The 15,645-nt window shown below is 46.8% G+C and carries 11 protein-coding genes; 9 read left to right on the top strand and 2 right to left on the bottom strand.

The genetic code is table 11. From position 1 onward, the window contains the following. Nucleotides 1-174 precede the first annotated feature (174 nt). From ACFFUV_RS09620 to hldE, 3 genes are all read left to right on the top strand, one after another. Nucleotides 175-1,434 carry a methyl-accepting chemotaxis protein gene (locus tag ACFFUV_RS09620; RefSeq protein ID WP_390191652.1) on the top strand — a complete coding sequence of 420 codons (1,260 nt, stop codon included), beginning with the start codon at nt 175-177 and terminating at the stop codon, nt 1,432-1,434. Nucleotides 1,435-1,577: 143 nt separating this feature from the next. Further along, nucleotides 1,578-4,415: a bifunctional [glutamate--ammonia ligase]-adenylyl-L-tyrosine phosphorylase/[glutamate--ammonia-ligase] adenylyltransferase gene (gene glnE / locus ACFFUV_RS09615; protein WP_390191649.1), complete on the top strand. Its 2,838-nt coding sequence runs from the start codon at nt 1,578-1,580 to the stop codon at nt 4,413-4,415. Between the two features lie 73 nt (nt 4,416-4,488). Further along, nucleotides 4,489-5,919 (top strand): bifunctional D-glycero-beta-D-manno-heptose-7-phosphate kinase/D-glycero-beta-D-manno-heptose 1-phosphate adenylyltransferase HldE, encoded by a 1,431-nt coding sequence (gene hldE, locus ACFFUV_RS09610; protein ID WP_390191646.1) that lies wholly within the window; start codon nt 4,489-4,491, stop codon nt 5,917-5,919. Nucleotides 5,920-5,991: 72 nt separating this feature from the next. On the opposite strand, the gene tolC is transcribed toward hldE, so the two are convergent. Further along, entirely contained in the window at nt 5,992-7,323 is a 1,332-nt protein-coding gene (gene tolC, locus ACFFUV_RS09605; RefSeq protein WP_390191643.1) for an outer membrane channel protein TolC, read from the bottom strand. A 256-nt stretch (nt 7,324-7,579) separates the two neighbouring features. Between tolC and nudF the strand changes: the two genes are divergently transcribed. From nudF to parC, 6 genes are all read left to right on the top strand, one after another. Further along, nucleotides 7,580-8,209, top strand: a complete 630-nt coding sequence (nudF, locus tag ACFFUV_RS09600) for an ADP-ribose diphosphatase (protein ID WP_390191641.1) — start codon at nt 7,580-7,582, stop codon at nt 8,207-8,209. After that, nucleotides 8,197-8,637, top strand: a complete 441-nt coding sequence (locus ACFFUV_RS09595; protein WP_390191639.1) for a DUF1249 family protein — start codon at nt 8,197-8,199, stop codon at nt 8,635-8,637. The genes nudF and ACFFUV_RS09595 overlap by 13 nt, the downstream gene beginning before the upstream one ends. Before the next feature lie 14 nt (nt 8,638-8,651). Beyond that, entirely contained in the window at nt 8,652-9,473 is an 822-nt protein-coding gene (gene cpdA, locus ACFFUV_RS09590) for a 3',5'-cyclic-AMP phosphodiesterase (protein WP_390191637.1), read from the top strand. Between the two features lie 2 nt (nt 9,474-9,475). Next, nucleotides 9,476-10,060: an esterase YqiA gene (gene yqiA / locus ACFFUV_RS09585; RefSeq protein WP_390191634.1), complete on the top strand. Its 585-nt coding sequence runs from the start codon at nt 9,476-9,478 to the stop codon at nt 10,058-10,060. A 215-nt stretch (nt 10,061-10,275) separates the two neighbouring features. After that, complete coding sequence (gene parE / locus ACFFUV_RS09580) at nt 10,276-12,159, top strand: DNA topoisomerase IV subunit B (protein ID WP_390191632.1); 1,884 nt, start codon at nt 10,276-10,278, stop codon at nt 12,157-12,159. Between the two features lie 3 nt (nt 12,160-12,162). Next, on the top strand, nt 12,163-14,442 hold the full coding sequence (parC, locus tag ACFFUV_RS09575; protein ID WP_390191631.1) for a DNA topoisomerase IV subunit A: 2,280 nt from the start codon (nt 12,163-12,165) through the stop codon (nt 14,440-14,442). Between the two features lie 69 nt (nt 14,443-14,511). On the opposite strand, the gene degS is transcribed toward parC, so the two are convergent. After that, a complete protein-coding gene (gene degS / locus ACFFUV_RS09570) occupies nt 14,512-15,576 on the bottom strand; it encodes an outer membrane-stress sensor serine endopeptidase DegS (protein WP_390191628.1) in 1,065 nt (354 codons plus the stop codon). Nucleotides 15,577-15,645: the final 69 nt, after the last annotated feature.

Genomic DNA, 15,645 nt, shown 5'->3' with positions numbered 1-15,645 from the left:
TCACGGTCCGTAAAAAATTATAAATTATTGAAGTTTGGGTGATTGACACCTCATACCCTACTGGAAATTACTGATACAATCTTTCGAATTAGATCAATAAATAAAAATAGAACTTTAGATTGATGATTTTATAGAGCTATAAGCGCGTCAACAAAGTGAAAGGGAGAACGAATAATGGCAATTCTGTCGTTTAAGCCTTGGGAACGAGTGATCACCGATATTCGCTTAGTGCCGAAAATGGTTTTACTGATGGTGTTCAGTACCATTTTGATCATTGCTAAGCAATTGTGGGACGCAAGTACGTTTTATAACGCTTTAGTCGCGGCAACCCAAAATACACAAGTTGCTCAACAACACTATGATGCCTATTTAGTGCAAGTGGTTTGGCAGACCGTATTTATGATTATTATCTTTGTGGTATTGCTGATGTTTACGGCACGTATCATGCTGCGTCAAACACGCTATATTAGTGAATCGATCAACACCATGGCTCAAAAAGATCTGTCGGTAGCGGTTGATATGCAGTGTAAAGATGAATATGGCGACGTTGCACGAGAGATCGAGAAAACTCGTCGTCAGCTACGTGAAGTGATCAAAATGCAAGTGGGGGCGTCGAAAGAGCTGTTTGAGCTGACGGAGATTATGGCCATCAGCATGTCGGAAACCAAAGAGTCCGCACAAGAAGAGTTTCGTGAAATTGATCAACTGGCTACAGCAATGAGCGAGATGTCCTCAACCGTTCAAACGGTGGCAGAGCATGCGCAAAGTGCATCAACGCTCACCGAAAATGCGTCAACGCAGGCGGCTTCTGGCCAACGTTTCGTGCTTGATACTGTGGCTAAAATTCGTCAATTGTCTTCCGACATTGCGGCTTCTGCCGAAGCGGTGAATCAAGTTGAAGAACGTGTTGAAGCGATTGGCAGTGTGGTAGGGACGATTCAAGGCATTTCAGAACAAACTAATTTGCTGGCTCTAAATGCTGCGATTGAAGCGGCGCGCGCAGGTGAAGCTGGACGCGGTTTTGCTGTGGTGGCGGATGAAGTGCGTAATCTTGCTCAGCGTACCCAAGAGGCGACCGTTGAAATTCAAGAGATGATCAGCCAATTGCAAAACAGTGCGGGTTCGGCCGTTGAGCTGATGGAAAAAAGTGTGGTTGAAGCAGCCGATGGCGTTGATTTGGTCACCAATGCTGGACAAGAATTGGACGGTATTGTCGATCAAGTCAATCAAATCAACGATATGAACTTCCAGATAGCCTCTGCTGCAGGCCAACAAAGTACGGTAGCAGAAGAGATGAATCAAAACCTAACCAATGTCCGAGAGCTGGTTGAAGCCTCGGTGACCGTTGTCGGTGAATTGCTGGAAACATCAGAAATTATGCAATCCAATGCGGATGCATTAGATAAGAAAATCACTTCGTTCAAGGTGGATTAGTCCTCTCAAGCGTTTAGCTTTTGATAAAAGTGTCTAACTCTTTATATCAACGCCCACAAATCGTCAGTGGGCGTTTTTTATTTCTGCAACTTTGTATAGAGTAAATCTAATATCTACATGTCGTGCTAGCACAAGGAATCTACATGCAATTGCCCGCTTCTTTATCTTCAGTGTCGCAATCGGCGCTTGAGCCGATCCTTCAATCCGAAGAGATGCAGCATTGGCCATCTAACCGTTTGGATGAGCTAAGTTATATCGCTGGTATGAGCCAGTTTGTTACTTTAACTTTAGAAAGGGATAGTCTTCTTCGTCAGCGTCTGCCACATATGTTGGAATTTGACCGTCGCTGGGAAGAGTATCGTTTGCAGCTGAAAAACCTACTTAAGGGCTGCAAAAACGAACAGCAAGGCATGCAAGTGTTGCGACAGTTTCGTAACCGGGAAATGGTGTATATCGCGTGGCGTGATTTTCTCCATACTTGGAGTCTGGAAGAGAGCTTAAAGCATCTTTCGGAACTCGCCGAGGCGCTGATATTCGAAGCCTACTCATGGCAATATGATCTTTGCTGCCGAGAATTTGGAACACCCTGTAATAGTCAGGGAGAACCGCAGCCAATGTTGATTATTGGTATGGGGAAATTGGGTGGTGGAGAGTTAAATTTCTCTTCCGATATTGATTTGATTTTCACCTACCCTGAAAACGGAGAGACACAAGGAGCGCGCCGCAGCCTGTCAAATGCACAATTCTTTACGCGCTTAGGTCAGCGAATTATCAAAGTGCTTGATCTGCAGACCATTGATGGTTTTTGCTATCGCGTCGACATGCGCTTACGCCCGTTTGGTGATAGTGGGCCACTGGTCATGAGTTACGCAGCACTTGAAGACTATTACCAAGAGCAGGGGCGTGATTGGGAGCGTTACGCCATGATTAAAGCGCGAGTAATGGGCAGTGAAATGTACGCTCAGTATGATGAGCTCCGTCGTCTTCTGTTGCCGTTTGTTTTTCGTCGCTATATTGATTTCAGTGCGATTCAATCACTGCGACGTATGAAATCGATGATCAGCAGTGAAATCCGTCGCCGTGGTTTAACTAATAACATTAAACTCGGAGCGGGCGGGATTCGTGAAATTGAGTTTATTGCTCAGTCGTTTCAATTAATTCGTGGTGGACGTGAACCGAGCTTGCGTCGTAAAAGTTTGCTTGAAGTGCTCAAAGCCGTTCGTGACCTGAATCTTCTGCCTTACCAAGACGTTTCTCAGCTGCGCAGCTCATATTGTTTTTTACGCCAAGTGGAAAACTTGCTTCAGGCGCTGGGCGATAAACAGACTCAAACCTTACCAGAGACTGAGATTGAGCAGCTGCAATTGGCAACAGCAATGCGTTATGAGAGTTGGTCTGAGTTAACCGCCGAAATCGATCAGCATATGAGCCGAGTTCACGACATTTTCAATAACCTCGTCGGGGATGAAGATGAGTCGACTGATGACGTGGAGATCCATTTCCATGAATTGTGGGATATGGCCCAGAAAGAGGAAGTGATCGAAGTCATTTTGCAAGATCTTGAGGTGCAAGATGCCTTGCGCTGCGCGGAAAGTATTCGTCATTTTAAACGTGATCTGGCGAAGAAAACCTTAGGCCCTCGCGGGCGAGAAGTGCTCAATCATTTAATGCCGAAGATCTTTAAAGCGGTATTTGAAAATAAAGATGCGCTGTATGGATTGCCTCGCGTTCTTACCTTGATCTATCAAATCTCGACACGTACCACCTACCTTGAATTGCTTGATGAGCATAAAGGTGCGTTGTATCAATTGGTTCGTCTGTGTATCGCCAGTCCCATGATCTCCGAACAGTTAGGGCGTTTCCCTATCTTACTGGATGAGTTGATCGACCCTCAGCACCTGTATAACCCGATTCAGCTTGACGATTATCAGGTTGAGTTACGGGATTTTCTGGCACGCATTCCTGAAGATGATATGGAGCAGCAGATGGAAGGTCTGCGTCAGTTTAAGCAGATTAGCATTCTGCGCATTGCCGCGGCCGACATCGCTGGCGCTTTGCCCGTGATGAAAGTCAGCGATCATTTAACGCGTCTTGCTGAAGTTACCGTTGAATCCGTAGTTAACTTGGCCTGGCGTCAACTGAGTGAAAAATACGGTGAGCCGAGCCATCTGGATCAACGAGGCGGAAAAGGCTTTGCTGTGATCGGTTATGGCAAGTTAGGGGGATGGGAGCTCGGTTATAACTCCGATCTGGATCTGGTATTTATGCATGACTGCCCAGTTGATGTGGTAACGAATGGCGTCAAGCAGATTGATGGTCGACAGTTTTACCTGCGCCTTGCTCAACGTATTATCCATATTTTCTCGACGCGCACCCCTTCGGGCATCTTATATGAAGCGGATACGCGGCTGCGCCCGTCTGGCGCTTCAGGCTTGCTAGTGAGCCCAACCGATGCGTTTGCTGAGTATCAGTTCAATGAAGCTTGGACGTGGGAGCACCAAGCGCTGGTGCGCGCACGAATCATCTATGGTGACCAACCCTTAGTTGAGAGGTTTGAGCAAACTCGCCATCGCGTTCTTACCCAAGCGCGTGACCAAGAAACACTCAAGCAAGAAGTGGTCGATATGCGCCTTAAGATGCAGCAACACTTAGGTGGGAAAAAAAGTGGTCGCTTTATGATTAAGCAAGACAGCGGCGGCATCACTGATATTGAGTTTTTGGCCCAGTATCTGGTACTGATGTTTAGTCATGACAAGCCCAAGCTAACTCAGTGGTCGGATAATGTACGGATTTTTGAGTCGCTGATGAATGAAGGCATCATCTCTGAGTCTGACAGCCAAGGAATCACTCATGCCTATACAACGATGCGTGATCAAATCCACCATCGTAACTTACTGAACTTATCGGCGGATGTGGATGAAGAGAAGCTGGTGGCAGAACGTGATCTAGTGACAAAAGTTTGGCAACAATGGCTGGAATAACCGTATGACGGGAGTTTTGGCTTCGTATTGGCTGTGCTAAAATTCGCGCAGAACAATACTTTGGAGATCAACAATGAAACCAATTCTACCTGACTACAGCGATTCAGGCGTACTGATTGTCGGTGATGTCATGCTTGACCGCTATTGGTATGGACCGACGGGCCGAATCTCACCAGAAGCGCCTGTCCCCGTGGTTAAAGTAGAAAACAATGAAGAACGTCCAGGTGGTGCAGCGAACGTTGCGATGAACATTGCGTCACTGGGCGGACGAGCACACATTGTTGGTCTAACCGGGGTGGATGAACCCGCAGCGGTATTAAATGACACGCTATCGTCGCTCGGCGTTGAGTGTGATTTTGTTGGTTTGAGTGATTATCCCACCATCACTAAATTACGAGTGTTAAGCCGAGGCCAGCAACTGATTCGACTCGATTTTGAAGATGAGTTTGAGAACATCGATCCTCAGTTGATGTTAAGCCGTATGGACAAAGTGTTACCAACGGTTCGTGCGGTTGTGCTTTCCGATTATGGAAAAGGCGCGCTTGAGCATGTTCAGCAGTACATTCAACAAGCTCGATCAGCCAACGTTCCCGTGTTTATTGACCCGAAAGGTGCCGATTTTGAACGTTATCGTGGTGCCACACTACTCACTCCTAACATGGCGGAATTTGAACTCGTTGTTGGACGTGTCAAAACAGAACAAGAGCTAGTCGAAAAAGGGCTTGCGCTGATCGACAAATATGACTTTGAAGCCTTGCTTGTTACGCGCAGTGAACATGGCATGACGTTACTGCGTAAAGGGCAAGTACCGTTTAATCTCGCTACCCAAGCCAAAGAGGTGTTTGATGTTACGGGGGCGGGCGATACCGTAATTTCAGTGTTGGCTGCGTCTGTATCTGCGGGGAAACCGCTTGATGAAGCATGTGCATTGGCCAACGCGGCAGCCGGCGTCGTTGTCGGGAAATTGGGCACCTCGACGTTGTCGACCATTGAATTGGCAGAAGCGGTACACGGCAGTCGCGATACTGACTTTGGCGTGATTAGCGAAGACAAGCTTGTCGAAGCGGTGAAACAGGCACAAGCAAAAGGTGAGAAAGTCGTGATGACCAATGGCTGCTTTGACATTTTGCATGCCGGCCATGTTTCCTATCTCAATCATGCCGCGAAATTAGGCGACCGCTTAATTGTTGCGGTTAATACTGATGAATCGGTGAAGCGTCTTAAAGGGCCTGGTCGCCCTGTTAACCCAACCGATCGCCGTATGGCGGTGTTAGCGGGCTTAGGTGCTGTCGACTGGGTGGTTCCGTTTGGCGAAGAGACGCCTCAGCGTTTAATTGCCTCAGTCTTGCCTGATTTGCTGGTTAAAGGAGGCGACTACCAACCAGAGCAAATCGCTGGCGGGAAAGAAGTGATTGCTAATGGCGGGGAAGTGAAAGTGCTTAACTTTGAAGATGGGTGCTCCACATCTGAAATCATTAACGCGATTAAAGGTGGCAAAGGTTAAGCGCCTTAACCTTGTTTGAATAAAAAAACCGCTGCGAAAGCAGCGGTTTTTTGTTTCCGTCAGATGAAGCCCTTAGCCCGTCACAGGTTGTAGACTGCTGCTAATGTCGACAATATCTTGCTCGCTAAGTGTGCCTACAGCTTGGCGCAGTTGCAGCACACTTACAATGTAGTCGTAACGAGCGTTGGATAAACTACGGTTCGCATCGTATAAACGGCGAGTCGCATCAAGTACATCAACGATAGTACGTGTACCTACATCAAAACCTGCTTCAGTGGCTTCCAGTGCAGAGCGTGCGGAAACAACAGTTTGTTCGTACGCGCGAATGGCGCCAATCGAAGCGACGATGTTGTTGTTATAGGCACGAACATTACGTACCACGGTGCGGTAAGTGCTTTCTAACTGTTGGCTTGCGGCGACGTAGTTGTATTCGGCCTGTTTGGTCAGTGACGTCAGGTTTCCACCAGTGTATAGAGGAACGGAGAGGTTCAAGCCAACACTAAAGTCGCTGATATTCTCACCAGATAGCGAGTTATCATCGTTATTTTCAGACATATAGTTGTAACCGCCATCCAGCGTTAACTGTGGTAGGCGACCTGAACTGGCCAAGGTGATGTTATCGCGCGCAATATCTTGTTCAATACGTGCGGTTAGTAGCTCAAGGTTCTTTTGCTGCGCTTGATCGACTAGACGTTGAACGGTTTCATCTGGACGACTTGCGGCGAAACGCTTGGTGTCTAATTCGCTCAGGTTAGCGTGTGACTGACCCGTAATTTCGCGCAACCCTTCATAGCTGTTTGCCAGTTCATTTTCTGCCAAAACTTCATCAGCGAGAACAGTATCATACTGAGCTTGTGCGTCATGAACGTCTGTAATAGCAGACAGACCCACTTCAAAACGTTGTTTGGTTTGTTCTAGCTGACGCGCAACGGCGGCTTTCTCTGCGCGGACAAACTCCAAGCTTTCTTTGGCTTTTAGTACATCAAAGTATGCTTGGGCGACGCGTAGAATCAAAGATTGCTGAGCAGAAGCATAGGAAGAGTCGGCACGACGTGCAGTTTTTTCTGCAGTGTCTAAACTTATCCAACTGGAACGGTTATAAAGTTCTTGGGAAAAACTGACACCGGCAGCAAGACGATCGCTGTCACGTGTTGAGCGGCCAAGAGCTTCATAATCACTACGGGTTAAATCGTAACTTGCCGTTAAATTAATCTGAGGAAGCAATGAGCTACGACTAGAATTAATGGCTTCAAAAGCGGCATCGCGTTGGGCGGCTGAATTTAACAATGTAGGATCGTTTTCTTTCGCTTGGCTATAGATTTCTGCAAGCGTATCTGCCAAAGCAGATGTCGTGTAAAGCCCGCTTAGCGCGGCGCTAATCACGAGGGGAAGCAGTTTTTTCATGGGTCCTATTCCTGCCTAATGCTTGTAAATTATCGATTTAACGAGAGTTTACCTTATATTGACGTGAATTTACGCAAAAGTTTGTAAATTTTTACACTTTATTGTCCAGTTGTACAGTATGATTGTTGCTCGATATTATAAATTTATTGTGATGGATTTAAATATTCTTATAAAAAATATATAAAAAGTTGAGCCAATGCTTGGCAGCAAAAGCGGTAACTAAGTAGACTATAACGTTCACTCAATGAGGTATTCAATGCAACAGTCTGACAAGCAAGCTATGAGGTTCACGCCACAAGATGTGGAAGTTCTCTCAAAAGATACATTATTTAAAGGGTTCTTCCAGATGGTGAAGTACCGCTTTAAGCACAAATTGTTTGCGGGTGGCTGGAGCGATACCATTGAGCGAGAGATGTTTGTACGTGGTCACGCGGCAGCATTGCTGCCTTACGATCCGGTGCGTGACCAAGTTGTTGTGGTCGAACAGATCCGAGTAGGTGCATTAGAGCATCAAAGTCCTTGGCAAATGGAGATCGTTGCGGGCATTATTGATACTCAAGAATCGGCAGAACAAGTGGTTCGCCGTGAAGCCATGGAAGAGGCGGGTGTCGAGATCGGCCTAGTCGAAAAGGTGACGTCCTATTATCCGTCATCAGGTGGATGCTCAGAACGACTTGATGTTTTTGTGGGTCAGGTAGATTCATCATTGGCTCAAGGGATTCATGGCCTTGAAGATGAAGGTGAAGATATTCGTGTTCACGTGATGAGCCGAGACCAGGCTTATCAATGGGTGCAAGACGGGACGTTTGAAAATGGCGCGTCGATTATCGCTTTGCAATGGTTACAACTCAACCACCAACGACTGAGAGAGCAATGGCTGAAGTAGCAACTAAAAAACCTTATCACGTTGATTTCCCAGAGCTAATGCGTGTTTATGAAACAAATTACGCAAAGTTGAGTGCTCTGCTTCCTAGCCGACCAAGTGTTGGCGATATTCGTTGTTATCAAGCGGCGAGTATGGCTTATCAATTAGAAGTGGAAGAAGTCACAAAGTACACAACGCTTGTGGACATCTGTCAAAGTGATGATGTTGCTGTCTTTCCATTGCCTAAAATGTCTGTCAGGCTCTACCACGATGCACGTGTGGCAGAAGTTTGCAGCAGTGAACATCTCAAACGAGTAAAAGCTCGTTATGATTATCCCAACGAAAAAATGGTTCAAAAAGATGAAAAAGCTCAGTTAAACCGTTTTTTAGGTGATTGGCTTTCGTTTTGTTTAAGACACGGCATTAGCCGGACATCCTTAGGAATTTAGTCAGGTTTTTAGTTTTGAAAGTATCGTCAAGCACATCACAAAATAGCAGCATTAAGTTGCTGCAAATAACAGATACTCATCTTTTTGCGCCCAGTGATGGAAGCTTATTGAGCGTCAATACCTATGAAAGCTTTTTGGCGGTTGTCGACGCCATCAAGACAGAGCACGTTGAGTTTGATGCTATTCTTGCGACAGGTGATATCTCCCAAGATCATAGTGAGCAATCCTATCGAAAGTTCGAGCAGGGCATTGCTCCTCTGCAAAAGCCCTGCTTCTGGTTGCCAGGAAATCACGATTACAAGCCCAACATGGGCTCGGTGATTCCTTCTGCACAAATTGAACCGATTGACCATGTATTACTGGGCGAGCATTGGCAAATGATCTTGCTGGATTCTCAAGTTGTCGGTGTGCCCCATGGGCGATTAAGCGATCAGCAACTGGCTCTACTGGATAGTAAATTAGCGGAGTATCCAGAAAAACATACGCTGGTGTTGCTGCATCATCATCCTTTATTGGTTGGTAGCCATTGGCTGGATCAGCATTCATTAAAAGACGCCGATGATTTTTGGCAAGTGGTCGACAAGCACAACAATGTAAAAGCGGTGCTGTGTGGGCATATTCATCAAGATATGGATAAAAGCCATCATGGGGTTCGAGTATTGGCTACGCCATCAACCTGTGTTCAATTTAAACCCAACTCAGATGACTTTGCTCTCGATCATCAAGCACCTGGATGGCGAGAATTAGAGTTACTGGATAATGGCGATATCGTTACCCAAGTTAAACGCTTAAAAGCGGGTAGCTTTCAACCTGATTTTAACTCTGCAGGCTACTGAGAATGAGCAAACCCTCACTGCTCATATACATTCACGGTTTCAACAGCTCAGCTAAATCTCACAAAGCAATGGTGATGCAGGAGTACTGTCGGCAATACCGACCCGATATTAAGGTTGTGGTGCCTGATTTGCCTGCCTACCCACAAGATGCAGCAATCGCGCTCACGTCGCTGATTGAACGCTACCTTACGCAGTATCAAATTGGTTTGGTGGGCAGCTCACTCGGTGGGTATTTCTCTTTATGGCTCAACCATAAGTTTGGTTTACGTGCGGTGGTGGTTAACCCAGCCGTCAAGCCCTATGATCTATTAACTGACTATCTTGGGGTTCAAACCAATCCCTATACTCAACAGCAATATTTGCTAGAGTGGCATCATATGGATGAACTCAAAGCGCTGGATATTGCAAATATTCGAAATCCGGATACGATTTGGCTGCTGCAGCAACAAGACGATGAAGTTCTTGATTACCGTCAAGCCGTTGAAAAACTCAATGGTGTAAAACAGACAGTAGAAGCGGGAGGCGACCATAGTTTTGTCGATTTTGAACGCTATCCGGAATCCATCATCCAATTCCTTCAACTTTAATGAGCCTTGAGGGAAAAGTCATAAATTTGTGAAGTACTCGCGTCTCTCTCTTGACATAAGCCAGTCTCTTCCAGACTATGTTTCTCCTATACTTTCGCAGCGACTTGTGCTGAAACAATCAGCACTTTTGTGTCAATTTTTAATCGAAATCTTAAAAAGCTTCATAATCGCACTGCGAAGTAACCATTTTTGTTTCTACGACGATAATCCGTACTATGACTGAACAATATAATGCTGGAGCCATTGAGGTTCTTAATGGCTTGGAGCCAGTACGCCGCCGTCCTGGTATGTACACGGATACCGCAAGACCGAACCACTTAGGTCAAGAAGTCATCGATAACAGCGTCGATGAAGCGTTAGCCGGACACGCCAGTAAGGTGCAAGTAATTTTGCATGCAGACCAGTCGCTTGAAGTGATTGACGATGGTCGAGGCATGCCAGTGGATATTCACCCAGAAGAAAAAGTGTCTGGGGTTGAATTGATCCTCTGCAAATTGCACGCCGGTGGTAAATTCTCCAATAAAAACTATCAGTTCTCTGGTGGTCTTCACGGGGTGGGGATTTCCGTAGTTAATGCACTATCTAAACGTGTCGAAGTCACGGTACGCCGTGATGGGCAGGTGTATGAAATCGCTTTTGAGCATGGTGACAAGGTTCAAGACTTAACTGTTACGGGCACTTGTGGGCGTCGAAATCGCGGTACCAGCGTTCATTTTTGGCCTGAAGCCAAATACTTTGATTCGGCCAACTTTTCTGTTACTCGCCTTATTAACAATTTGCGCGCGAAAGCCGTGTTGTGTCCCGGGCTTGAAATCACCTTTAGCGATAAAGTCAACGGTAATGAGCATCGCTGGTTTTATGAAGATGGCCTTAAAGACTATCTCGCAGAAGGGGTAAAAGGCTTCCCCGTTTTACCTGAAGAACCGTTTACGGGTGAATTTTTAGCAGAAACGGAAGCGGCAACGTGGGCTGTTATCTGGCAGCCAGAAGGTGGTGAGATGATCACCGAAAGTTACGTCAACCTGATTCCGACCGCTCAGGGTGGTACCCACGTCAATGGTTTACGTCAAGGTTTGCTGGATGCAATGCGAGAGTTCTGTGAATTCCGTAATTTGCTACCTCGTGGCGTCAAACTGACCGGAGATGATGTATTTGATCGTTGTTCTTATGTTCTTTCGGTGAAAATGCAGGATCCGCAATTTGCTGGGCAAACCAAAGAGCGTTTGTCTTCGCGCCAAGCGTCGGCGTTTGTGTCTGGTGTGGTCAAAGATGCGTTTAGCTTGTGGCTCAATGAGAAGCCGCAATTATCAGAAATGCTAGCGGAAGTGTGTATTGCTAACGCGCATCGACGTATGCGTGCAGCAAAGAAAGTGGTACGGAAGAAAGTGGCCTCGGGCCCAGCACTACCGGGAAAACTGACAGATTGTTCGCAACAAGATTTGAGCCGCACAGAACTGTTCTTAGTGGAAGGGGACTCGGCGGGAGGCAGCGCGAAACAAGCGCGTGATCGCGAATTCCAAGCCATCATGCCGCTGCGCGGTAAAATCCTCAATACTTGGGAAGTCTCTGCTGACCAAGTCCTAGCCTCGCAAGAAGTTCATGATATTTCTGTGGCTCTGGGCATCGACCCTGATAGCGATAATCTTGAGTCTCTACGTTACGGTAAGGTGTGTATCCTTGCCGATGCGGACTCGGATGGCCTGCATATCGCAACCCTATTGTGTGCGCTCTTTACTAAGCATTTCCCTTCCTTGGTGGCGGCGGGTCATGTGTATGTTGCTATGCCTCCACTGTATCGTATTGATTGCGGCAAAGAAGTTTATTACGCACTGGACGATGGCGAAAAAGACGGCATTGTTGAGCGTTTAAGTAAGAAAAAAGCCAAGATCAATGTACAACGATTCAAAGGCCTTGGTGAAATGAACCCACTGCAACTGCGTGAGACAACGATGGATCCAAACACTCGTCGTTTGGTGCAATTGACCATTGACGATGGGGATGCGACCAACGAAATGATGGATATGCTGCTTGGTAAAAAACGTGCAGATGATCGTCGTAGTTGGCTACAACAGTACGGCGACATGGCAGAGGTACAATAATAGATGGCTAACGAAATTACTTACGATGGCGTTGAGCAGTTACCACTGCGAAAATTTACCGAAGACGCTTATCTCAACTACTCGATGTACGTCATCATGGACCGAGCCTTACCTTATATTGGTGATGGTCTTAAACCGGTTCAGCGACGTATTATCTACGCGATGTCGGAACTTGGGCTTTCGGCGGCCGCGAAATATAAAAAATCCGCGCGTACGGTTGGTGACGTATTGGGTAAATACCACCCACACGGCGACTCGGCTTGTTATGAAGCCATGGTATTGATGGCGCAACCGTTCTCTTATCGCTATCCGTTGGTCGATGGCCAAGGTAACTGGGGTGCTCCAGATGATCCCAAATCCTTCGCAGCAATGCGTTATACCGAAGCGAAACTGTCTAAATTCGCAGAAATTCTTCTGGGTGAATTAGGTCAGGGCACCGTTGAGTGGCAGCCTAACTTTGATGGCACTATGAAAGAGCCGCAAATGTTGCCAGCACGCTTGCCTCATATCTTACTCAACGGTGTGACAGGTATTGCGGTCGGTATGGCGACCGATATCCCGCCACATAACGTGCGTGAGGTAGCGGATGCCGCCATTCATCTAATTGAACAACCAAAAGCCGAATTGAGCGATGTGATGGACTTTATTAAAGGTCCTGACTATCCAACGGAAGCAGAAATTATCTCGCCGAAGACGGACATAGAGAAAATTTATCGCACTGGTCGTGGCAGCATCAAAATGCGCGCGGTATGGCACAAAGAGGGCAGTGATGTAGTGATCACCGCGCTGCCTCATCAAGTGTCCGGTGCGAAATTGCTTGAGCAAATTGCCGCGCAGATGCGAGCCAAGAAATTGCCAATGGTTGAAGATTTACGTGACGAATCTGACCATGAAAATCCAACACGCATTGTGATTGTGCCACGCTCAAATCGAGTGGACTGTGATTTGCTGATGAATCACCTGTTTGCCTCGACTGATCTTGAGCGTAACTATCGCGTGAACTTAAACATGATTGGCCTTGATAATCGTCCTCAAGTGAAAGGCTTGGTGCAGATCCTTAATGAATGGATTGAGTTTCGTCGCAGCACAGTACGTCGTCGCTTACAACATCGTCTAGATAAGGTGTTGGCTCGCCTACACATTCTTGAAGGTTTGTTGGTCGCCTATCTAAACTTAGATGAAGTGATTGAAATTATCCGTACCGAGGATGAGCCTAAAGCGGTTCTGATGGCACGTTTTGGTATCACGGATATTCAAGCGGACGCGATTCTCGATACACGTTTGCGCCACCTTGCCAAACTCGAAGAGATGAAGATTCGTGGTGAGCAAGATGAGCTTGAGAAAGAGCGCGAGAAGCTAGAACAATTGCTCGGTTCAGAGCGTCGTTTGAATACGCTATTGAAGAAAGAAATCAAAGCGGATGCGGATAAGTACGGTGATGATCGCCGCTCTCCTTTGGTTGAGCGTGCAGAAGCCAAAGCGATGACCGAGCGCGATTTGGTGCCAAGTGAACCGATTACAGTGGTACTGTCTGAAAAAGGTTGGATCCGCCATGCCAAAGGGCATGAGGTTGATCCGGCCAGTCTCAATTACAAATCCGGAGACAGTTATCTCTCCCACGCTCGCGGTAAGAGTAATTTACCTGCTGTTTTCCTTGGCAGTGATGGGCGCAGTTACTCACTTGAGTCTCACTCGCTACCATCTGCTCGCAGCCAAGGTGAGCCGATTACCGGGCGATTGAACCTGAATGCTGGTTCGCATATTCGCCACGTTGTTATGGGTGAAGAAGACCAACTGTGGCTGGTGGGTTCTGATGCCGGTTACGGTTTTGTGTGTAAAGGCAGTGATTTGTTGTCGAAAAACCGCAGTGGTAAGGCGTTAGTGACTTTGCCTCAAAATGCGGAAGTCATGACGCCAAACCCGATTGGCAATTTGGACAGCGATGAAATCTTAGCCATTACTAATCAAGGGCGTATGCTGTTATTCCCAATTAAAGATTTACCACAATTGGGTAAAGGCAAAGGTAACAAAATCATCAATATTCCAGCGGCAAAGGCCAAAGAGCGAGAAGAAGTTGTGTCTCATCTTATGGCGTTGCCAAGTGGTTGTTCAATAACCCTTTATGCAGGAAAGCGTAAGTTAGGATTGAAACCGTCTGACTTAGATAACTTCCGAGGTGAACGTGGTCGTCGTGGTAGCTTATTGCCAAGAGGGTTACAACGCGTGACGGCAATTGATGTTGAACCTGTTGCTAGCGAAGACGATACCAACAGTGAGTCGTAATCGATTTAACTGAGCAAAAAAAGCCCCGCGATAATCGCGGGGCTTTTTATTTCATAAAGCATGAAGACATTAATCCCGAGGATCTTCTCCGACAGTCACGGTCAGGGTTTTCTGCTTACCTTTGCGCACAACCAATACATCAATGGTGGTGCCAGGGCGTAGATCGGTGACGAGGTCCATCACACTCTGGCGACCATGAATTTTTTGCCCGTCAATTTTCAAGATGATGTCTTTTTCCATAAAGCCAGCATCGGCAGCCGGGCCGTTAGGATCAACGCCCATTACCTCGATGCCACCTAAGTGCTCATTGCCCAAAATACGTTCAGCCATCGCACTAATATCTTGCCCATCAATCCCAATGTAGCCACGGATAACGCGCCCATCGGCAATGATTTTCTCCATGATTTTGTTCGCTAACTTAAATGGAATCGCGAAAGAAATGCCGTACGTTTCCAGTTCCGTCGCTTGCTGAAACGAGGCCGTGTTAATTCCCACTAACTCGCCACGAGTATTAACTAATGCGCCGCCGGAGTTACCTTCGTTGATCGCCGCATCGGTTTGAATAAACGCCTGACGACCATCCGCGCTAATCGAGGAACGACCTGTTGCTGAAATAATCCCAAACGTCGTGGTTTGCCCTAAGTTATAAGGGTTACCAATCGCCAAGACCACATCACCGACTTTCGGGTCATAGTTAGGGTTGAGGGGAATAACGGGCAAATTGGTGCCTTCGACACGCAGTATGGCGATATCGGTACGGCGATCTTTACCGACTAAATGCGCCGCTGCTGCTCGCCCGTCTTGCAAAGCAACAATAATTTGATCGGCTTGAGCAACTACGTGGTAGTTAGTAATGATGTAGCCTTTATCGCTGACAATCACGCCAGAGCCCAATCCTTGAGTGGACAGTTTAGTGCGATCACTTTCCGTATATTTACGGCTATATATGTTAACCACGGCAGGCGCTGCGCGACGCACCGCCGTATTAAATGAAATCTGTAAGGACTCGATATTATTACTGGTTTCAGCAGTGCCTGCTGGAATGATATGCGAGCGAAGGGAAGGTACCGATATCAACAGTACGGCTGCGGTGGCCAAGCCTAATAAGACGGATCGCAGAAGAAAATTTAACATACCTTCCTCAAAATCATGGGTAATCTAATGAATGCAGAAGAATAGCATTAGTTCTTAAAATAACAAAAG

Origin of the sequence: Vibrio olivae, assembly GCF_042428525.1 — a bacterium.
In the GTDB taxonomy this organism is placed as follows: Bacteria; Pseudomonadota; Gammaproteobacteria; order Enterobacterales; family Vibrionaceae; genus Vibrio; species Vibrio olivae.
The sequence above is the reverse complement of the archived record's forward strand: the minus strand, read 5'-3'. Positions and strand labels throughout refer to the sequence as shown.